The 18,817-nt window shown below is 52.6% G+C and carries 17 protein-coding genes and 4 pseudogenes; 11 read left to right on the plus strand and 10 right to left on the minus strand.

Going from position 1 to position 18,817, the window contains the following annotated elements:
- Positions 1-46 precede the first annotated feature (46 nt).
- The gene (locus tag ACR0NZ_RS18705; protein ID WP_480520996.1) at positions 47-265 is read right to left on the minus strand and encodes a GDCCVxC domain-containing (seleno)protein; all 219 of its coding nucleotides are present in this window, start codon (positions 263-265) and stop codon (positions 47-49) included.
- A gap of 4 nt (positions 266-269) precedes the next feature.
- On the minus strand, positions 270-593 hold the full coding sequence (locus ACR0NZ_RS18710) for a hypothetical protein (protein WP_480520997.1): 324 nt from the start codon (positions 591-593) through the stop codon (positions 270-272).
- A 98-nt stretch (positions 594-691) separates the two neighbouring features.
- Between ACR0NZ_RS18710 and ACR0NZ_RS18715 the strand changes: the two genes are divergently transcribed.
- The 3 genes from ACR0NZ_RS18715 (at position 692) to ACR0NZ_RS18725 (ending at position 2,878) form a co-directional block, all read left to right on the plus strand.
- Positions 692-1,081 carry a MerR family transcriptional regulator gene (locus tag ACR0NZ_RS18715; protein ID WP_480520999.1) on the plus strand — a complete coding sequence of 130 codons (390 nt, stop codon included), beginning with the start codon at positions 692-694 and terminating at the stop codon, positions 1,079-1,081.
- 504 nt (positions 1,082-1,585) lie between these two features.
- Entirely contained in the window at positions 1,586-1,792 is a 207-nt protein-coding gene (locus ACR0NZ_RS18720) for a cold-shock protein (protein WP_480473585.1), read from the plus strand.
- 72 nt (positions 1,793-1,864) lie between these two features.
- Positions 1,865-2,878, plus strand: coding sequence for a fatty acid desaturase (locus ACR0NZ_RS18725; RefSeq protein ID WP_480521001.1), 1,014 nt, complete (start codon positions 1,865-1,867; stop codon positions 2,876-2,878).
- Here ACR0NZ_RS18725 and ACR0NZ_RS18730 read toward each other — a convergent pair.
- From ACR0NZ_RS18730 to ACR0NZ_RS18745, 4 genes and pseudogenes are all read right to left on the minus strand, one after another.
- Positions 2,870-3,118, minus strand: coding sequence for a ParB N-terminal domain-containing protein (locus ACR0NZ_RS18730; RefSeq protein ID WP_480473583.1), 249 nt, complete (start codon positions 3,116-3,118; stop codon positions 2,870-2,872). The genes ACR0NZ_RS18725 and ACR0NZ_RS18730 overlap by 9 nt on opposite strands.
- A 73-nt stretch (positions 3,119-3,191) precedes the next feature.
- On the minus strand, positions 3,192-3,881 hold the full coding sequence (locus ACR0NZ_RS18735; RefSeq protein WP_480484943.1) for a hypothetical protein: 690 nt from the start codon (positions 3,879-3,881) through the stop codon (positions 3,192-3,194).
- 183 nt (positions 3,882-4,064) lie between these two features.
- Positions 4,065-4,853, minus strand: coding sequence for a hypothetical protein (locus ACR0NZ_RS18740; RefSeq protein ID WP_480521003.1), 789 nt, complete (start codon positions 4,851-4,853; stop codon positions 4,065-4,067).
- A 404-nt stretch (positions 4,854-5,257) separates the two neighbouring features.
- Positions 5,258-5,434, minus strand: a pseudogene (locus ACR0NZ_RS18745) (IS21 family transposase); the annotation flags it as partial.
- A gap of 27 nt (positions 5,435-5,461) precedes the next feature.
- Between ACR0NZ_RS18745 and ACR0NZ_RS18750 the strand changes: the two are divergent.
- The 3 genes and pseudogenes from ACR0NZ_RS18750 to ACR0NZ_RS18760 all read left to right on the plus strand — a co-directional run.
- Positions 5,462-6,097 (plus strand): annotated as a pseudogene (locus ACR0NZ_RS18750) (IS6 family transposase); the annotation flags it as partial.
- 316 nt (positions 6,098-6,413) lie between these two features.
- The gene (locus ACR0NZ_RS18755) at positions 6,414-6,902 is read left to right on the plus strand and encodes an outer membrane protein (RefSeq protein ID WP_480521005.1); all 489 of its coding nucleotides are present in this window, start codon (positions 6,414-6,416) and stop codon (positions 6,900-6,902) included.
- A gap of 701 nt (positions 6,903-7,603) precedes the next feature.
- Positions 7,604-7,819, plus strand: a pseudogene (locus ACR0NZ_RS18760) (transposase domain-containing protein); the annotation flags it as partial.
- A 222-nt stretch (positions 7,820-8,041) separates the two neighbouring features.
- Here ACR0NZ_RS18760 and ACR0NZ_RS18765 read toward each other — a convergent pair.
- Both ACR0NZ_RS18765 and ACR0NZ_RS18770 read right to left on the minus strand, forming a co-directional pair.
- The gene (locus tag ACR0NZ_RS18765) at positions 8,042-9,010 is read right to left on the minus strand and encodes a hypothetical protein (RefSeq protein WP_480521007.1); all 969 of its coding nucleotides are present in this window, start codon (positions 9,008-9,010) and stop codon (positions 8,042-8,044) included.
- Between the two features lie 9 nt (positions 9,011-9,019).
- A complete protein-coding gene (locus tag ACR0NZ_RS18770) occupies positions 9,020-9,991 on the minus strand; it encodes a SphA family protein (RefSeq protein ID WP_480521009.1) in 972 nt (323 codons plus the stop codon).
- A 339-nt stretch (positions 9,992-10,330) separates the two neighbouring features.
- Here ACR0NZ_RS18770 and ACR0NZ_RS18775 point away from each other — a divergent pair, with 339 nt between their 5' ends.
- Entirely contained in the window at positions 10,331-10,825 is a 495-nt protein-coding gene (locus ACR0NZ_RS18775) for a hypothetical protein (RefSeq protein WP_480521011.1), read from the plus strand.
- A gap of 522 nt (positions 10,826-11,347) precedes the next feature.
- Here the strand turns inward: ACR0NZ_RS18775 and ACR0NZ_RS18780 are convergent.
- Positions 11,348-13,087 (minus strand): amidohydrolase, encoded by a 1,740-nt coding sequence (locus ACR0NZ_RS18780; RefSeq protein ID WP_480521013.1) that lies wholly within the window; start codon positions 13,085-13,087, stop codon positions 11,348-11,350.
- Between the two features lie 218 nt (positions 13,088-13,305).
- Between ACR0NZ_RS18780 and ACR0NZ_RS18785 the strand changes: the two genes are divergently transcribed.
- Both ACR0NZ_RS18785 and ACR0NZ_RS18790 read left to right on the plus strand, forming a co-directional pair.
- Positions 13,306-14,874: a hypothetical protein gene (locus ACR0NZ_RS18785; protein ID WP_480521015.1), complete on the plus strand. Its 1,569-nt coding sequence runs from the start codon at positions 13,306-13,308 to the stop codon at positions 14,872-14,874.
- Positions 14,875-15,345: 471 nt separating this feature from the next.
- Positions 15,346-15,607, plus strand: a pseudogene (locus tag ACR0NZ_RS18790) (DDE-type integrase/transposase/recombinase); the annotation flags it as partial.
- 90 nt (positions 15,608-15,697) lie between these two features.
- Here the strand turns inward: ACR0NZ_RS18790 and ACR0NZ_RS18795 are convergent.
- On the minus strand, positions 15,698-16,453 hold the full coding sequence (locus ACR0NZ_RS18795) for a MipA/OmpV family protein (RefSeq protein WP_480521017.1): 756 nt from the start codon (positions 16,451-16,453) through the stop codon (positions 15,698-15,700).
- A gap of 553 nt (positions 16,454-17,006) precedes the next feature.
- On the opposite strand from ACR0NZ_RS18795, the gene ACR0NZ_RS18800 reads away from it, so the two are divergent.
- Together ACR0NZ_RS18800 and ACR0NZ_RS18805 are read left to right on the plus strand one after the other, a co-directional pair.
- Positions 17,007-17,231 (plus strand): hypothetical protein, encoded by a 225-nt coding sequence (locus ACR0NZ_RS18800; protein ID WP_480521019.1) that lies wholly within the window; start codon positions 17,007-17,009, stop codon positions 17,229-17,231.
- 566 nt (positions 17,232-17,797) lie between these two features.
- Positions 17,798-18,757: a cation efflux transmembrane domain-containing protein gene (locus tag ACR0NZ_RS18805; protein WP_480521021.1), complete on the plus strand. Its 960-nt coding sequence runs from the start codon at positions 17,798-17,800 to the stop codon at positions 18,755-18,757.
- Positions 18,758-18,817 lie beyond the last annotated feature (60 nt).

Genomic DNA, 18,817 nt, shown 5'->3' on the forward strand with positions numbered 1-18,817 from the left:
CTCGCGGCTGCAACACACAGTTCGCTCAACAAAGCCATCCTTCGCTTCATCTGCAACAGCTATCGCCTAGCTGAATTGGTGGACACGGGACCGTGGCATATGAACAGTAAACACAACAGTCGCCTTCCAATGGCTTCAAAACTGTTTTGCACGATTTGCATTCATAGAACCACTGGCAAGCATCCGTTGGCATTTCCTCGGTTTCGCTGTGGCCGCAGTTCGGGCAAGTCAGGGTGCTTTCCAGGACTACAGTTTGTTTTGTCATAGTCTCACATCTTCATGATCAGGTAATCGTTAATTCGTGCCTCGTTAAACACAACGACCCAAGCCACGCCGGTGATCAGAGTCGTTCCTGCAAGCCGCCATTTCAACGTCGGCAAGGAACCGCGCTGATAAGATACCAGCCACGATATCGCGACGAGCGCCGTTGAAATCGTCAGCACATAGTAACTCGCTGCGGCAAGCTTTCCAAAGATTGCCAACCAACTGCCGCCCAGCCCCATTAACATCACTATCATGGGCAAAACGCAGCAAGTCGCGACGCCAAGTGCTGATAGAGATCCCAAGTAGCTGAGGCTAAGGTATTTCTGCATTCCGTTTCCCTCATGAACCATGACGTGCGGAGTTGTGGAGACAGCAACTTCTCGTATAACTTCTGTAGCCACTACAGGATCAAGGCAGGAAATCTCACATGTTTGCGATTGGGGAAGCATCCCGGCAAAGCGGAGTCGGAATTGAAACTATCCTCTATTACGAACGCGAAGGGATCGTGCCTAAACCAGAAAGAGCATCGAATAATCGACGCATGTACGCCGCGCACGATGTTGGACGGCTTCGTTTTCTACGGAAGTGCCGAGACTTGGGTTTTTCGCTTGCCGATGCAAAGGTGCTTCTCAACCTGTCCGAAGGTGATAGCGAGGATTGCCAATCCGTTAAGGAACTGGCCGAGCTTCATATCTCCAATGTGCGTATGAAGATAAACGAACTTAAGCGATTGGAGGCCGCCCTGAATGAACTTACGGCCAACTGTAAAATCGGGAACGTTTCTTGCCCGATGCTTGCGCAGATACGGACCTACTAATTGCACTTTGAGGCTCGCAGTCGCCCTATGCCAACGCAGCATGACCCAAGATTCGGGTCGCGCAAAATCTGCCGTTCGTTAGAGAGGTCAACTCGTTGGTTTAGCAATGTTTCCACCAATCAATGACATTTGTGCCTCGCCGCAGTGTTCTTGTAGCGCGCGGTGAATTCGGACAGTCAGCCCTACCTGCCGAATCTGAGCAATCAATTTGCTGCATACGCACTGGGCAGGTTTTATCACAGAAGCCGACTTCTGATTTCCGAACCACAGAGCAATGGTCCTGCTTATCTTTGTCCAAACTTGGGCTAGGCAGACGCAGATCTTCTGTCGCTTTCCATTGTATCAAGACTTGTATCGTGTGTACGCTAAGCCCATATACGCAAGGCTCACGTTTTTCTTTTTCGACCTGCTGTCTCCCAAATTCGGCGTTCAGTCTTTCGATTCAGACCGACCACGCCGAGTCGCCGCAATAATGCGGGCGGCAAGTATTAGGAGACTTCGACCATGGCAAATGGCACAGTAAAATGGTTCAACTCGACCAAAGGTTTTGGCTTTATCGAACCTGAAGGTGGCAAGCGCGACGTGTTCGTGCATATTTCAGCACTTGAACGTTCCGGCATCAGCGAATTGAAGGACGGCCAGAAGGTTACCTTCGACGTCGAAGCTGGCCGTGATGGTCGCGACAGCGCTGCCAACCTGGCACTCGCATAGCCTGCTATGGGCACCCTTCTGGGGTGCCCGAATGCTCAGGGGGTTCCTCAGAGGCGTTGGAGAACAAGTCAGTTGCAACAGCAGGAATTGACCCGGGCGCTCGCGCAATACCGTGTGCCTGATACGAAGCGTAGCGTTTTTGAGCTGGCAATCACCGTCATTCCCTTTTTCGCGCTATGGGGCGCAGCGTGGTTTGCGTTATCTTTTAGTGTCTGGGTCGCTGTTCTACTGGCCATCCTGAACGCCGCATTTCTGGTGCGTCTCTTCATCATCATGCATGATTGTGGTCACGGATCTTTCTTTAGAAACCGCACCGTTTGCAATTGGACCGGTCGGGTCCTGGGTGTTCTCGTCCTCACACCCTATGACGTCTGGCGGCAAAGCCATGCGATTCACCACGCCTCAACCGGCAACCTTGATCGGCGCGGGATGGGCGATATCCCTACGTTGACTGTAGAGGAATACCTGAAGCGAAAGTGGGCCGGTCGTGCCGCTTACAGGTTAATCCGGAACCCCTTCTTCCTGTTCTGTATTGTACCGGTCTACACGTTCTTTCTTCAAAATCGCTTGCCCTTTGGTTTCATGCGGTCAGGCTGGCTGTATTGGGCAAGTGCAATGGGAACAAACGCCGCGATTGCGGTGGTCCTGGCTCTGATTTTTTGGACCGGAGGCATGGATGTACTGGTTTATGTATTCCTGCCAACCATGATCGTCGCCGCGTCGATTGGTATTTGGCTTTTCTACATTCAACACCAGTTTGAACACACGACCTGGGAGCGGGAAGAAGGGTGGAATCTTCAGAACGCAGCATTCTATGGAAGTTCTCACTATGCCCTGCCAGGTATCCTGCGGTGGTTCTCTGCCAATATTGGTGTGCACCATGTTCACCACCTTGCCAGCCGCATACCTTTTTACCGGCTTGACGAAGTTTTGCGCGACCATTCCGAGTTGGAAAATTGCCAGCGTATTACTTTGTTCGAGAGCTTTCACTGTGCACGATTGCATCTTTGGGATGAAGAAGGTCAGCGCCTGCTGGCATTTTCCGAGGCTTTGTCGAACGCCAATCTCAAAAAGAGTTTAGTGTAGTCTGGCACGGACCAAATAGGCTTCAACCGTATCACCGCCTAGGGCGCGAATGGCCTCTAGTCGGTGAAGGCCTTCAATCAGCACGAACCGCTTGTTGTCCGCACGTATCTGGATCGGCGTCTTCTGGCCATTCTTCAGGATATCTTCTGCCAGCGTCAGAACCTTTTGTTGATCAAGTGTTTTGGCCCGTTTCACAGGTACATAGATCAGGTCGAGCGGATATGGTTTTTTCTCCAACATAAGCTACGTGTGCGCCTTTCTTGCGTTTATTCCGGTTCGAAGTTCGCTTCAAAGGCAGGCGCTGGAACGTGCGTCATAGAACCGAACGAACAGCATCGCGCAGCTCCTGATGCATGATCCAAGTCGCTGGTTCATCGTCACTTTTGACGTGAGAAAATGCCAATACCTGAGCGGCGCCATCATTCTGTGCCGATCCGGCTTCGGGAAGCTCGAGTTCCAGATATTCTGCAATCGATAGCCCGATTTTCTTGAAGACCTTGACGGACGCCTCGCGCGATTTGTAACCAGCTGCCTTAGTTAACTGACCAATGCTCAGTCCTTCCTTGCCTGCGATTGTAAGTGCTTTGAGCATGGTGACCTGCGCAGTGGAGAGCCTGATCTGGCGCAATGCTTCGACATATTCTCCTTCACTGGGAATGAAGTTGCCGGAGTTCGCCTCCAAACGACGTCGAGCGCTGCGTTTCCTGTCTCGCTCTTCGAGAATTTCTTTTAAGGCTTCAATGGCCAATGACGGTGTTTCGCCAACTGCATCAGCAATCAAACCTTGCGTTTTCGCTGGTGGCTTGGGGAATGCGCGCGCAACGCTGTTACCGCTCAGAATGCCAGCCTTAATCAAGTACTTTCCAAATTCTACTTCGATCACTTCTGATACGTCAGCGTTCCGCGTCTTGCGAACACTGCGGTCCTGAAATGCTCTTTGTTCCAGACCACGCACTGACATCTTTGAGTCAGAAAGGGTCACTTGAGGGGCATTTTTACGCATCAGAGAAACACCACTACAATTACCGCTGCAACAAACACTGCTAACGCTATAGATATCTTAATCCCGTGGGACCGGCGACGCGCCTTTTCGGCTTTGATCCTTTTGCCAAGATTTTCGTCAATCGAGTTATGGTTCACGGCTTGGTCCTTCCGGATTTGTCAGGCGATATTGATTTCTACGAACCTATTTTCGCGGAATTTTTTCGGCGCACTTATCGTTCTGTCGTGTGAACGGCCGATTGCATTCCCAACCATCACCTCTTCGATTCAAATGAGCGTTTGAAGGAACAAGGATCGCATCGCACCTGTCCCGGTTTGCGCGAAAACCACGTTCGCATTTCCATCCAGAGTAGGAATCTGGTTCAAGATACGCATGCTGTGGAACAGCCACAGGCTCACAGCCGCTCTCCGCTGCGTTGTAACCTCTGAGGCATACCCAACCATCCGAGCTTTTTTTATCGCTCAGACGACCGTTTTTTGGGACTTCTATTGCAACACAATCCTGGTTCTCCTTACGAAATCCCCAGTTGCAGTGTATTTCCTGTGCGCCAAACCTGGTTTCGACGTATCCATTTTGAGGTGCGATCAGTTCTTCGCATTTTTCTTCGACACGCTGGAACAGCCGATTGCACTCCCACTGATCTCCGGTTGATGCAAGATAGGCATTTTCAGGAACTCTTATTTCCTCACAGAGATCTCCGACATTCTGAAAACCGTGATTGCATTCCCAGCCACTGCCATAGGAGCTACCTGTCAAATATGCGTTTTCTGGTAAGTCTGTTCTTTGGCACGATCCATTCTTGTTTTCGAAACCTTCGTCACAAACTGATCCATCGGCATTGCCTGCGACTTGGGCAGGAAGCTTTGTTCCTGAGAGCGACACCAAAAGTGCTGGGATCAAACAAAGAATGCAGCGCGTAAACACGATGAATGACTGATTGAAGCGGAGCCTGAGACCTGATCTATCGGCCATCAAGCACGCAATTAATGAGCCATGTGCTGTTCATACGGCGCCTTCTTTCATGGGTCACGCGGTGACTGGTGCATGTCAGGTGACAGTTGCGAATGCTTGCGAGGAACGAGCTCATAGCGAAGACCCCAGCGAAACCCGTTCCTGTGCTGGGCACATGCTACAATTAGTCTGAAGGCCATTGGATCATCGAAGCCGGCAGCATCGCGACGACGAGTAATTTTCACCAATGCACTTTAGTGGTCCTTAGCCAGCATAGAGTCAAGGAAGTTTCCCTCGTCGCAACGCTAACTCCACTAGGGCAGATAGTTTTTGAAACGGCATTGCCAAGTTATTCGGCGAGATTGTTGAGGCTAGATATTGCGCCGGGCGCCGGGCTTGCGTTGGATCACAGCGAAGTGATGTCACCAGTCATAGATCACGCTGCCGGATTTGTGGTGTGACAGATCGATGATGCGATCGTGGGCACAAACGGTCTGGCCTTCCGCCAAAACGACCAACCGTTCCGTGTAAACATGCCGGCAGATACAGCAGTTTATGAGGCTGGCCGGGCCGCTGTAGCGATTGCGCTCGAGGGTGACTATGATACGATTTAGACGTAGGTGACATCGATGATTTCGTCATCGGTCAGCTACAGGCGCCACCGATTTCCACCTCAGATCATCGCGCAAGCGGTGTGGCTGTACGTTCGCTTCAATCTGAGCCTGTGGGAAACTGAAGAGTTGATGCTGCAGCGGGGGATCGATGCTTCTTACGAAACCGTCCTGCGTTGGTTCTTCAAGTTCGGGCCGGCGGTAACTCGAAACCTGCGGCAGAGACTGAACCGTCCTGGCGATGTCTGGCATCTCGATGAAGTTGTTGTGAGACTCTATTGTCGCAAGTATTGGCTTTGGCGCGCGGTCGATCGGCATGGAATCGTGCTGGATGAAATACTCCAACCGAAACGGGACAAACGGGCTGCAAAACGGCTGTTACGCCGCCTGATAAAGCGTCTTGGTTTCACTCCCAAGCGGATCATCAAGGACATGCTGCGCTCGTATGGTGCCGCCAAGCGAGAGGTCGCGCCGGGTCTGGAGCATTGGTCGCACAAGGGCCTCAATAACCGCGCCGAAAACAGCCATCTCCCATTCCGAAAGCGAGAAAGGACAATGCAAGGCCGTCGCTCTCCAGCAGGGTTGCAAAGGTACATGGCGACACACTCCGCAATCCGCAACCGCTCCAGCGTCCCCGCTCGCCGCCGCTCCGCCTGAACAATTCGATATCACCGCCTCGAAGCATTTGACGCCTGAAATGCCGCCACTCAAGCAGCCTGAATTTTATTAAACAGTATTCTTTGCTTGATCGCGAGCTAACGTAACAACACCGGGCAGGTCAGTTTTATTCAGATGGGAAGGTTCAGTTCGGTAACTGTAACTTACAGTTTCGAACCTCCAGAATGTTCTCAATCTTCCACAGTTAACCAGAGGACGGTTAACAAATCTCATACCGTCGGATCTCAAACGAACAACTCACCGAGGTAAGACAATGTCTGGAAGAATGGTAATAAAACCCGCGGCGATCGCAATGACCACAGTGATGGCGTTCACCTCTGTTCCTGCTTTCGCAGCAGACTGGAATGGCAGCTACGTCGGAGCCCGTTTTGGCTATGGGAACCTTGCAGAGGACTTGGACGGCCATGGCGACTTGGTTGGACTTCATGTGGGTCGCGATTGGGGAATTGACGGTAGTTGGGTAGCTGGTCTTTCAGTTGACTCCAGCTACTCCAATGTTTCCGCAGGTATTGGCGACTTGGACAGCTTGAGCCGCATCAAAATTCGGGGTGGCTACTCTTTTGGAGACACCTTGGCCTACGTAACGACCGGCTCAGCTTACGCTGCGAGTAGTGCAACCAATGACGAATGGGGATATACAATCGGCATTGGATTGGAGCACCGCATTTCTAATAACGTTTCACTATTCGGCGAAATTCTTGAAGACAGGTTTGACACATCCGGCGGAGACAATAATTTTAGTGTCACCACTGCGACATTCGGTTTGAACTACCGTTTTTAGGAGTGGCAAGCTAACCAAATATATCCCGACTTCACATAATTTATGCGTAGTCGGGGTAATTGATTCTAGGGTCAGGATTCACAACCAGTTTCTGACGTCAGTGCTAATGGGACAGTTTAGGTTGATTTGATAAGAGAGGATTTCTGGCTCATCGTAACCACCAAGGAGTGGAGATGAGAAAGAAACCCGGAACCAAGCAGAGCCACAGTGAGAAGGTCGTAAAGGACATTCGTGGTCCTCCGTTTCCTAAACATAGCGGTGGACCAGTTCAGTGGGGGAGGCTCGGCCGAAAGCAGAAGTTGGGCCAGCGCGGTCAGAGCAGTTGCCTTCTCCTCCTGCGTAATCTGCATAATCGGATTGGGATGAAAGGGTAGCGGCAGCTGCGCTGGATCGGTCCTTCGTTCCGGAATCATACTCGGCCTCCTTTGTCGTTTCCTCTTCGAAACGCTTCGCCGGAACCCCAGGGACGCGAGAACACCATGAAGATCATTAAGCGCAGCAATGGAAACCAGCGGGACGCCCAAACTCAGGGTCGAACACACTGCCGCGTCAAGAACCCACTCCGGCGCCATGATCGCGCTCCAAAGCTACGTATTGTCCATCACCGCGCTGGCGGGATTGAAACACCCGGATATCTGAACCGAAATAGGCATTCCATCCGTAACGCACACGGGAAAGCTGCCCGACATGGGCAGAATGAACGGGTACTGCCCCTGAACAGGAAAAACGCGCTCTTCGCCGGACACGACGCGGACGCCGAAAACCGGGGCGTCATCGCCTCGCTGATCGAAACCTGCAAGCTTAACAACGTCGATCCACATGTATATCTGACCGCAACGCTCTCAGCCATCGTCAACGGCCACAAACAAAGCCAGATCGACGATCTCTTGCCCTGGAACCTCGCTGCCTACGTGTGATCGAGTTACCGTTTACGTTTGAAATCCAAAAACCAGGATCTTTATGCGGATCGCGGGTTAACGTGACAACACCTGCCATCAGCCAAACAGGCGCTAACTCAACGAAGGCCATAGGTCAAAAGTTTGCAACAGATCCAGAAACTTACAAGATTCATAGATTTGGATTCCCAACGGGGAAACCCACGTCCGAACATTGTCTTAAGTTCAAAGTTGAGCGCGACGCTAAAACCTTAGGCCCAAGCCTATGGAATAACCGTCAAAATCCTCGGCGATTACACCACTCAGCATTATCCGCCCGGCCTGAACCAATGGAACACCAATTCGGCTTGCGTCGAACTCGATGCCGACACCAGCAGTTGCCAACCAATCGGTGTCCAGAACCTTTGCGGCATCCCCTCGATAGTACACCAGTCCAGCATCCAGAACTAGGTGCGTGGGCAAGTTGAAGAACCTGACATCTTTCAAAGGATAGCGATGGCGAGAAAAAAGCGTCGTCTGGTTGGAGTTGGCCTTGGCCCAACCGGCTTGTGGTTCGTCAATTGGGTGAAACTCCAGAAACGTTTGGCGAAATCGGTATTCTGCCTGCCAAAGGCCAACCTGGGTCTCCTTGAATACGGCGACAGATGCCCCTAATCCCAGTGCATTCAGGTTTCCGTCAACTGAATCCGCCGACTGCGAATTGACCGGAAGCAACGGGAAGTCAATAATTGAAGCATCAGCCGTAACATGGCCGAATGATACATGCCCGACCGGACGAATGCGCCAGTCGTTTTTCAACGGAAACTCCCAGCCTAAACCAAAGGTTGCCGCTACACTTGCCCAGGTCACGTCCACATCGACACCAGGTGCAATTTCTGGAAAGAAAAGCACCGGGTTGTATTTCTGATAAGCCACAAGCCCTTCAAGATATAAGCCATTTTCGAGCGGGTGATACCCGCCTCGGAGTTGGCTTGATCTAAGGCTTTTTGTGTCGCCTGTTGCCCTTAGAAAAGAAAAAGAAGACATTGTTTCGTTTGGGGTGGCAGCAATACTCAAAACTGACAATGCTGCGCGTGCCGCCGCTTCTGAAGCATCCGGATCAGTACTTTGCGCTGTCGCAGCACAGCCTACACTCATAGCCAAAATCGCCACGCAGGCACGATCTTCTCTCATTTTGCCTTTGAAGGTAAACGATTCACCGAATGACCTCATGCACTCCGGTTAAAATGCGTAGGCAAGCGACAGCAGGGTCGCGAAGCCTTCCGTCGTGTTTCGGTTGTCAAATTCCTTCCCCATGCGCAAGGCGATCTGAGCGCCTGGAAGATCTTTGGGTTTCCAGACACCTTCAGCTCCGATTAGGTTGATCTCATATTTTGAGGGATTGCCTCCGGGTGTACCGCTTTGCTTTGAAACTTGGAATGATCGTGCCGCCAAAAGCCCCAGACTGAAGCCCCGGGCGACTTCTTTTCCAAAAGCAAACTCCAATGACAGGACGTCACCTGGGCGAATATCGGTGGTTTTCTGGCGTCCGAACGTTTCGTAACGTGCCTGAAACGTTGCCGCCCAAGGCAGGCTTGCGTCCTGCTGCCATGTTGATCCTACGAACAGCATGTGGCTCCAAAGGCCCTTGCCGGTGTTGGTGCTTCCACCCGCTTCAAATTCTCCGGTTGGGGCCCAAAAGGTGTAGGATGTTTGAAAGTGCCAGGTATTGTGATGCCACCCCAACGCGATTGGTGTGACAACTGTGTCTCCCAGATGGTAGTCTGTCCCCGACCCGGGTTCAGGCCGCAATATCTGATCTCGGTAAGTCAGGACAACGCCTGCCGCATAATCGGCCCCGAGTATCCTGACGTCACGAAAAACATATCTGAAGGTCAACCGGGCCGCGTTGACTGTGGGCGTTGGTGCACCGATGTCATCTCCGTTGTCATCGACATAACGTTGGATATCGTAGTTGATCCACCCATTTTCGATTACCCTAGTTCCCTGAGGAGGCAGTACAGCAGAGGTTTGTCCCAACCCGCCACCCAACCCGTAGCTTCCCGCAATTGGAAACTGAGCCGCCGCTGTGCCGCCGATTATCGAAACTGCAATGAATGTCAGAGCGCCGAGAACCGCTGAAACCTGTGTCGAAACAGGGAAAAATGCACGTGCTGAATTTGAAGATAGGAGAACTTGCCAAAACCGCTTCATAATGGAACACCTCGCCGCCTTTGTAAGGCGATCATAATCAAATTTGTTTATTTGTTAATAGGCCGTGACTTGCTCCCCACGGTCGTTAACTGTTTTCGTTAGAAACAGTTGAGTGGCACCGACGGCAGCCCCGACCATTTGACGACCGCAAATGCAATCAATGTTCCGGGTTGTTTTGCATGGTTTCAATTCCCTTGCTTGCCGTTGACGCCGCGCACGCGATTTGTTGTATAATTAAACAAGCAGATTGATGCGGTTGACCTGTATACGCGAAAAAACCGAGCCACGGAGCGGCCCCGCTCGCACCCATCAAAATCCCTCTCGATTTGGACCGATTGAATGACAGTCGCGAAATCACAGTATAAAGCGCCACGACGAGCAGCAACATTGGTAATGGCCGTGATCGGTGCAAGCTTATTCCTGCTCTTCCTTTCACGGGACCTTCCCGGCGGGTTGAGTGACGAGTGGGCGAAACAGAACTTCGGGCTGGTGACACGCTACGTGATTGCGATGACGTTGGGCGGGGCGTTCATGGGGTTTCTGCTTGCTCCGATGTTTGGTCGTTCAGGCGTTGGGGGATGGGTTACAGCATTGGTTGGCGGACTTTTGTCAACATTGATTGCAGGCACATTCGGCAGCTTTCTTGGATTATTGCCCGACCTGCTTGCCGATGGCTGGCAAGCAAGTGATTTCGTTTCAATATTATTTGGGTTTGCGGTTTTGCCACTTGCTGCGGCCGAAAATTTCAGTTCGTCTTTGATTTGGCTGGTAATGGTGATTGCGGCACATATTCTTTCCCTCTTCGAGCGCAGAAAGAACACGGTGCACCGTTGATGCTTGTTGGCCTTAAAAGCTCAACACTAAAGCGTTTCGGGATTAGCCTGAGGTATGCTCGGCAGCCTTGAAGTGACCCGCTCCGGGTTTTCCTGAGGCTCCAAATCAAGGAAAGATCGGAGCATTAAAAAGACAACAGAGCGAACCGCTATTCACCTGAGACACGTACACGGGTCGTGCGGATAGTGCTCGACGATCACGTCAGCTACGAAAGCGAGGCAGCGGCGATCTGGACGAATTCTGTTTTTGTCCCGCCCCAAGTGCTCGCCTACAGGCGTCTGATGGTTCGGAATGTGGAGTATTCGATTTGGCCCTGAATTCAGATTGTGCAGGCGGTACCGAATCCTTTTGACCTCGCAGATCATGTCGACCTACATCCGTCGCGAATATGATGTGTCCCAATTCCAGGGCTGCGAAAGGGTCGCATTATCAAACCTTGGGATCAAACATCTGGGTCAAAACGAAAAAAGAGGCACCTCCATAATGTGGGGTGCCTCTGAAGTTCGGTCGTATTGACCGCGACTATAGTCCATCCCGATGGCGGAATTGTCCATCCATAATCGTTGCTTGAACCTTGGTCGTCAGCAGCTCTTCGGGATTATCCAATTCCAGAATGTTTCGGTCCAGAATCACGATATCGGCCAATTTCCCCACCTCTAGGGAGCCCAGTTTGTCTTCCATTCTCAATTGCCAAGCTGGATTGATTGTTACGGCCTCAATCGCCTGCATCAGGTCCAGCGGGGCAGCTCCATTTGGGAACTTCTTAGAGTTCGCGGGGTCCAGGGGGTTCTTGAACGTAACCGCAGTATAGATCTGATAGAGCATACTGTTGGTCGACATCGGCGCGGATGGGTAATCTCCTGCAAGGCTGACGCTGACCCCGGCATCGGCCAGTGGCCTGTATTGAGAAACACGCTCGTTCGTGCGCGTGTCACCCAACATGCTGAGAAAGTCCTGATCCTGCCCAGCCCAATCTACCGAAAAAATCGGGGTGATGTTTACCGGAATGCTGTTGTCGATCATGCGTTGCTGGTCATCAGGATGAACGATCTGATAGTGATGCAGCGCATTGCGCTCGTCCGCGTTGCCGGAGTCGCGCGACGCAAGGATCGCGTCAATCATCCCACGCACAGTGCCCGACCCTTCAACATGGGCAAAAACATCTAGACCTTGGTCGTTTGCGGCCTTGACGACCTCTTTCATCTGATCCGGTTTCACCGCCGAGATGCCTATATTGTCTGTTCCCTCGAACGGCTCAAGCATCAGAACCGCGCCGGCACTCCATGTCCCTTCGGGGTGTAACTTGATGCCATGTACGCGAAACAAGTCACCGTTGTACTTGTCGGCCATTGCACGTGCCCGCGCCGCAAATTCAACCGGATCGGCTGTCGCGTCCTTGTAGGCCGGTTGAACAAACGTTCGCACTGGCAAATCACCGTCGGCGAGCGCTTTTTCAAGCACCTTCATGGAAACCTCCAAATCATCGAACATGCCAGGTGCGTTTGTGAAATTCGGAGTGACAACACCAGGAATCAGTGCTGTTGTTGTGCCGCCTGCGACCACTTGTGGCTGAAGTTTTTCGCGGCTTTCCTCGATCATTCGCTCGGGATCCCAAGCGACCTTCGTATAGACAGGAAACCACGATCCTTCCTTGCCGACGCCCAATGGGTTCCCGTCGTCATCCCTGATCCAGTAAGTAACCCCTGGCACCGGGTCCGGCGTATCTTTGGTGATGTTTCCGGCTTCGAGCGCCTTGGTGTTCAGCCACGCGTCGTGAATGGTGAAGTCGATGATAATCGCGATCTTGTCGGGGATGATTTCATCCAACTCAGCGGCAGTCGGCGCCCCCCCCATAAGGGTTGCATTGTATCCTTGGCCGACAACGATCGGCAGATCCGGGTTTTCCGCCACGTAGTCCCGCAGCATCTGCAGTGTTTCTTCTTTGTCTTTTGCCGCATTCAGATCGACGCCTAGTGTCGACCACGCGGAGCCAAGAACATGGTCGTGGGCGCTGACATAGCCGGGGAGCACCATCTTGCCGGTCAGATCAAGGACTTCGGTGTTCTCGCCAGTCAAGCTTTCCACGCCATTCACGTCGCCAACATACACGATCTGATTGCCTCGTACGGCAACGGCTTGCGCCTCGGGATTTTCATTGTCCATTGTCAGGACGAAAGCATTTTTCAAAACCAGGTCTGCGGCATCCTGAGCATGAGCAAGGCTGGCACATAACGCCAGTACACTGGCAGAAATAAACTTCATCTGTTGTCTCCCCTGTTAGTCGTTCCATCATATATGAATAATATCAATTTGCCATCGATAATGCGGAACTGCGCCACCCTTACTGAACTGGTCCACCGTTATGTTTAGGAGGCTCTGCTGCGAAGTTTCCGGGCGGCCCTCTCGACCATGTTCTTCGACGCTGCTACCATCGGCCTGTATGAACCCGATACAAGTTGGTGCTAGGGAGTGTGAAAGCATTGACCGAAATTCAACCAGATGAGGAAGCGGTCACTGCACAACTCAATCGCATTCTTTCCTCTTCGGATTTCACCGCCGGGCCACGGGTTCAAAGGTTCCTGACCCACCTTGTGAAGGAAGAACTCGCCGGACGTGGAGATCTCCTTAAGGGCACTGCACTGGCAATGGATGTTTTCGGTCGCGACGCCAGTTTCGACCCTAACAGCGATCCCGTCGTCCGGCTCGAAGCGATCAAGTTGCGAAAGGCACTCGAACACTATTACCTGACCTCGGGCGCCGGAGACCAGTTGGTGGTATCGGTGCCAAAGGGGCACTATCGGCCTTGCTTCGAAACGCGACCTCCAGTTCGGGCCAAGGTAATAAGGACCCCGCAGACGGAGTTGCCCAAGCTGGCTATCCTGGGTTTTACCGGAGAAGATGGAGAAAAGGCGCGATTGTACCGAGACGGACTTCCCGAGGAGATCGCACTTGAGCTGGCGCGCTTTGGCCATCTACGCGTGATTTCCGGTTGGCATGAGAGCGTGATCGCATCTGACAACAACAATTCGGCCCTTGCAGGAGGGGTCGACTACATATTGCGTGGCAACGTTCGCGAGGCCGGTGGGAACCTTCGCATTTTAGTCCAGTTGAGCCGGCTTCCTGATGAGACCTTGATCTGGTCAGACCGGTTTCGGATCGAGTCCAACTATGCCGATGTATTCGGACTTCAGGAGGACATCGCGTGCCAATGTGCGAGACGGTTGGCTGATGCCTACGGTATCGTCGCCGAAGATCTGAACGCGCAATATACCGGCCGCAGTGCTACGGATGCAGGCGTCTATGAAGCGCTTCTGGCGTTTCATGCACACGTAGGTACATCACGACTTGATAGCCTGAAGGAGTTTCAGGAGCTCGCAGAAGGCGCCCTCCGGCACAACCCATCGAGCGGTCTCGCCCATGCTTTGGTTGCGATAGCATTGATCGAAGCAGCGACACTCGGCGCTACCCCGATCGAAGATGTGATCGAGCCGGGAAGAATCCACGCTGAGAAGGCCATCGCTCTGGCTCCCAATTGCCAGGAGGCGCTTTTTGCCTCAGCAGCCTTTACCCAATCACAGGGGGACGCTGCACGGTACCGAAATCTAATCTCGCGTGCCGTCGATGCTAACCCAAACGCGACGCTGATGATGGCATTGGTCGGTGGCTGGCTCGCAAAGTCGGGTGACATCGAAGACGGCCTTGCGCTTGTGCGAGAAGCGCGCGAACGCAACCCGTTGCTGCCAATCTGGGTGTCCATATCGCTCGCGATGGAACCATTGATCGCGGGAGATTATTGCTCAGCCTCCGACCTTGTCCGTGACATCGACGCGCGCGATGCGATCTACGACTGGTTACTGATCGCGGTCACGCATGCGCTGGCCGGGGAGCTCGAAAGTGCCCGCGCCGCGATCGCGCCATTCACAGAACGCGGCGTCGATCCCACAGACTATGCAGCGAAAATTATGATGGACGATCGGCTACGTGCGCGAATTGACGAGGGACTGAAGAGGCTTGAGGCGAGCCGATGCGTCGAGGTGCGAGGCGAGTAGATAGGTTTCATTGCAAAGTTTTAGGTCGGTCAAATAGATTTGCGATCGCTATGGGTTCAGATTGCCAACTCGTCGGATTGACGAAACGGGCAGAGTCGAGGGGATCTGTTGCTAAGTTTTGACTGCTGACGCTCATAAGTGCTTCGAGTGAATGGATATCAAAATATTGAAGTCGAAAGTCTGTTTATGATCTCCTTCCAAGGCGCACAGTATCCGAATGATGTGATTCTCTTCGCAGTGTTCTTGAGTTACCCCCTAAATTTACCCGGTAGTCGATGACGGCAGACAGTTTTCTGAACCGAGTAAAACTGGGCAATGGATCGGAATTACAGAGATGGGCTCGGGCTCTCGAAACCCCTACCAGTCACAAAAAGGCGTTGTCGCTCTTGCCAAAAGACTTGCGATCCTGATGCTCGGCATCTGGACACACGAAAAAACTTTTAAAATGAAGGAGGCATAATCAGAGTAACGGGGATTAAGGCCATCAATAAAATGCTCAAAGACTTTGTCTGCACGATCCCGATTGAGATGGTGAGGCGGAAATACTTGAACAATATCGTGGAACAGGAACATCGTTTCATCAAGAGACGCACGCGACCAATGCTGGGGTTCAAGGCCTTCGCTTCAGCGGCGGCAACGCTCGACGGAATTGAAGTGTCGTACATGATCCGCAAGGGCCAAATCAAAACCTTGACTCTGTCCATTTCAGCAGTTCGCTGAGCTCGCCGTCTGACTCACAGGCGATTGCTGATACAACTCGACGGGCTCACATCTTTGCAACAAATCCCCTACAAGTGGTCTGTGCGAAATGGTTTCGACCACGTCAGAAGCGCACTAAAAAGGCGCGACGGAGACCAACACGCACTTCGAACTGATCGGCGGACCCATTACGAACGATGGGTGAGCCGGCAGCCGCGTCTTGAAACCTTTCGTATTTGGCACCAACTTCCAGCCACCAAGTATCGGCGAACCTGTGGGTGACGACGAGTTCCAACCCTGCACTGACCAACCCTCCAGCTGGGTCGTAGGCGGGGTATTGACTGCGTATGGCTTCGTCCGGCGTAATTCCGAAATAAGTCTGATTATATTTGTCTGTACCAAACAACAGTCGCGGCCCGAAGCGCACTGTCATGCGATCCATCGGGCGCGCTATGTAATTGGCTTCGATTGCGGCGACGAAACTGTCGTGCCCGCCCAGCCCATACCGAAGATCTGCAAAAACTTCGGCGTTTCGCGAAACATATCCGACCCCTGCGCCGATTTCGATGGATAGACCGACATCTTCCAGGCCAGTCAGCTCTGGGTAGTCGGAAGAGTCCCGTGGCGGAACATATCGCGCTGATAGCCTGGGAATGAACCCGGGAGGAAATACCAATGGATCTTCCGTCAGGACCGGATCGCCATACCGAAGAAACTGAGAAAACAGAAACGGAACTTCGACACTTCCCATTGGATAAAGTTGCTGACTATTCGCTCCGAAATACTCCGGAACAACCTGTGCACCCAGAACACCTGTGACGATCATCGACGTCTGTCGCCCGCCATCCTCCACTGTGACGCGTTCGCCGGGACCTATCACGGTAACTTCTGCGAAAGACTGAATGGGACTAGATATCAGAGCTACTGCCAGTACTAGACCAACACCTGCTCTGATCGGCGACCGTTTTGTGTCAGCAACTGGAAAAAAACGATTTGCAGCTTCGACTAGAATACATAGTACTTTCAATTCTGGATTAACCGAGCGCGAACGATAGGGAATGTTTGGCTGTGAAGGGTCTGCAGGTATTGTCCGATTCATGCACGCGCCTCCGTTTTGTTGCCCCAATTGGGCCCACTGTCCGAGTAAGAAGCCCTGGACGTTATTCTTTGCCTCAAACGAATTCTAATGGAACAATATAAGAGGTACTTCGGATGAAGGCCTTTCAAAGCAACGTCGTACGAGACCAACCGAGCGCCCAAAGCCTATCAGACCATGTTGGTTTGACAAGACCGGCGATCGTGTTCGCCGGATCGGCGTAGGGCTTGTACGAACATACCTTTAACAGGCGGTTACGCACTGAAGAGGTGCGACAGCCCACACTGGCTGCGAAAACCGTCCTGGACGTTGCCGGTCTGTGACTGGTGTCAGTGCAATGGCTAGCGCTGCTGTGGGGTTTGTCGCTCTTCCGGCGGCGCTCTGTCTTGATATGATTAGTGTCGCGCTGTATCGCGCCATCTGGGCCGCTTTTCTGATCGCGGGAAACTATTTCTGCAACTGGTTCGGCCACGAAGGAAGCCAGAACACACATTTTCAGATGCTGAACTGGGGTATAGCCAATTCAGTTGGTCTGATCCGTCAGGCGATCTACTTTGCCTGACGTAAATCAAGTTGTACTACTCCACGCTGTTTCTTTGGGCAAAGTGAGAGCCATCAGGCAACCGATCCGCATACGGAACCAACTTGCTCAAACGCGGCGGCGTCTTGAACCTCGGTTCTACAGCACCTTCGCGCAGATACTTTCTGACGGTGTTGCGAGACAGCCCCGTGCGCCGTTAATTATCGCGGATTGGCATTTTGTCACGCAATGCCCAGCGTCGTATGACACTCAAAAAATTCCATGCCGATCACTTCAAGTCTCCCCAAACAAAATCCTCGGAGCAATGTGTTCACAAGGGTCAATTCTCAGTGAAAGTTATCAGGCCTACCGGGTCACTTTTCAGTGGAAATCAACAATCATGTGAGGCCGGAGAAATGAGTGCTGGCTAAATGATCTCAGGCGCCAAGAAAACTCTTTATGAAGGGACCTGTCCACAAATGGCGATGCCATGGGGATAAACCACTGACCTGTTGACGGATTCTTCTAATATTCACCACAAGTGTTGGCGAAACATCAACGGAAGGATATTGGAAGAGCAGATTGATGTCACATCAGGACTGCAAAATATGATGACGCTGAATTCAGATAGCAGAAAACGGCTGGAAAGACGCTCTCTCAGCGTGGCCATGTGGGGAAACCTTTTCATGGCCGCCGCGGGGGTGCTGGCTGGTATGTTGTCGAATTCAAACGCGATCATGATGGACGGACTGTTCTCCCTGGTCGGGTTCGGCTCGGCGCTGCTTGGGCGTCGGATCAGTCGTCGCATCGATGCGGGTCCGGACAAGGTCCGCCCTTTCGGCTACGCCGCTGACGAGGCTATTTTTGCGACATTTCGCTCACTGTCTCTTCTCGGCTTGGTCTTGTTCGCAATAACGAATGCGATCAAGAATATCTACAACTACCTCAACGGTATAATGCCTGAGCCGTTGAACTTTGCGCCGATGATCATCTACTTCGCCGGGATTGGCCTCACATGCACCTTCATGTGGGGCTTCCATCATTTCACCTGGCGCCGAATGGGAAAGAACAGCTCGATCCTGCGGCTCGAGTCCAAGGCTGCGATGTTCGACGGGCTGATCACGGCGGCGGCAGGTGTAGGGCTGGGTGCCGTCTACTTGTTCCGCGACGGTCCGCTGGCACCAGTTGCGCCGGTGGGCGACTCGGTAATCGTCCTAGTACTGTGCTTGTTGGCGGTCGGAACCTACGTCACAGATTTTCGCAGAGGATTGGGTGAATTGGCGGGCGTCAGCGCAAGCCCCGGAGACATCGCTGCAGCCCGACGGGCTCTGCGTGCTGCTATTGTTCAGGATGGAGGATCACTACAGGATCTGTCCGTCACCAAACTTGGGCGAACATTCCTGATTACAGTCTATTACAATCCCGGCCGACCGATTTCTGCGTCTGTTATCGACGACCTGAACCTGCGCATGATCCGTGATACGCGCGAAGCACTGTCCGGCGCAGATGTGCTGCTCGTGATCACGGAACACTCAAGGCGCTGGCCGGATTCACTGAACCCTCTCTAACTAGGGTCAGGATGCATTGATTTTCCCTTCGTTGCGTGATTCACGGCTCGAAAACGGAGC

The sequence above is a fragment of the Ruegeria sp. AE3 genome (genome assembly GCF_056542225.1).

Bases quoted from the DNA above. Each gene is read 5' to 3' on its own strand.
- ACR0NZ_RS18705 (WP_480520996.1), bottom strand. From the start codon at position 265: ATGACAAAACAAACTGTAGTCCTGGAAAGCACCCTGACTTGCCCGAAC.
- ACR0NZ_RS18710 (WP_480520997.1), bottom strand. From the start codon at position 593: ATGCAGAAATACCTTAGCCTCAGCTACTTGGGATCTCTATCAGCACTT.
- ACR0NZ_RS18715 (WP_480520999.1), top strand. From the start codon at position 692: ATGTTTGCGATTGGGGAAGCATCCCGGCAAAGCGGAGTCGGAATTGAA.
- ACR0NZ_RS18720 (WP_480473585.1), top strand. From the start codon at position 1,586: ATGGCAAATGGCACAGTAAAATGGTTCAACTCGACCAAAGGTTTTGGC.
- ACR0NZ_RS18730 (WP_480473583.1), bottom strand. From the start codon at position 3,118: ATGTTGGAGAAAAAACCATATCCGCTCGACCTGATCTATGTACCTGTG.
- ACR0NZ_RS18735 (WP_480484943.1), bottom strand. From the start codon at position 3,881: ATGCGTAAAAATGCCCCTCAAGTGACCCTTTCTGACTCAAAGATGTCA.
- ACR0NZ_RS18740 (WP_480521003.1), bottom strand. From the start codon at position 4,853: ATGGCCGATAGATCAGGTCTCAGGCTCCGCTTCAATCAGTCATTCATC.
- ACR0NZ_RS18755 (WP_480521005.1), top strand. From the start codon at position 6,414: ATGACCACAGTGATGGCGTTCACCTCTGTTCCTGCTTTCGCAGCAGAC.
- ACR0NZ_RS18765 (WP_480521007.1), bottom strand. From the start codon at position 9,010: ATGAGGTCATTCGGTGAATCGTTTACCTTCAAAGGCAAAATGAGAGAA.
- ACR0NZ_RS18770 (WP_480521009.1), bottom strand. From the start codon at position 9,991: ATGAAGCGGTTTTGGCAAGTTCTCCTATCTTCAAATTCAGCACGTGCA.
- ACR0NZ_RS18775 (WP_480521011.1), top strand. From the start codon at position 10,331: ATGACAGTCGCGAAATCACAGTATAAAGCGCCACGACGAGCAGCAACA.
- ACR0NZ_RS18780 (WP_480521013.1), bottom strand. From the start codon at position 13,087: ATGAAGTTTATTTCTGCCAGTGTACTGGCGTTATGTGCCAGCCTTGCT.
- ACR0NZ_RS18800 (WP_480521019.1), top strand. From the start codon at position 17,007: ATGGCTAGCGCTGCTGTGGGGTTTGTCGCTCTTCCGGCGGCGCTCTGT.
- ACR0NZ_RS18805 (WP_480521021.1), top strand. From the start codon at position 17,798: ATGATGACGCTGAATTCAGATAGCAGAAAACGGCTGGAAAGACGCTCT.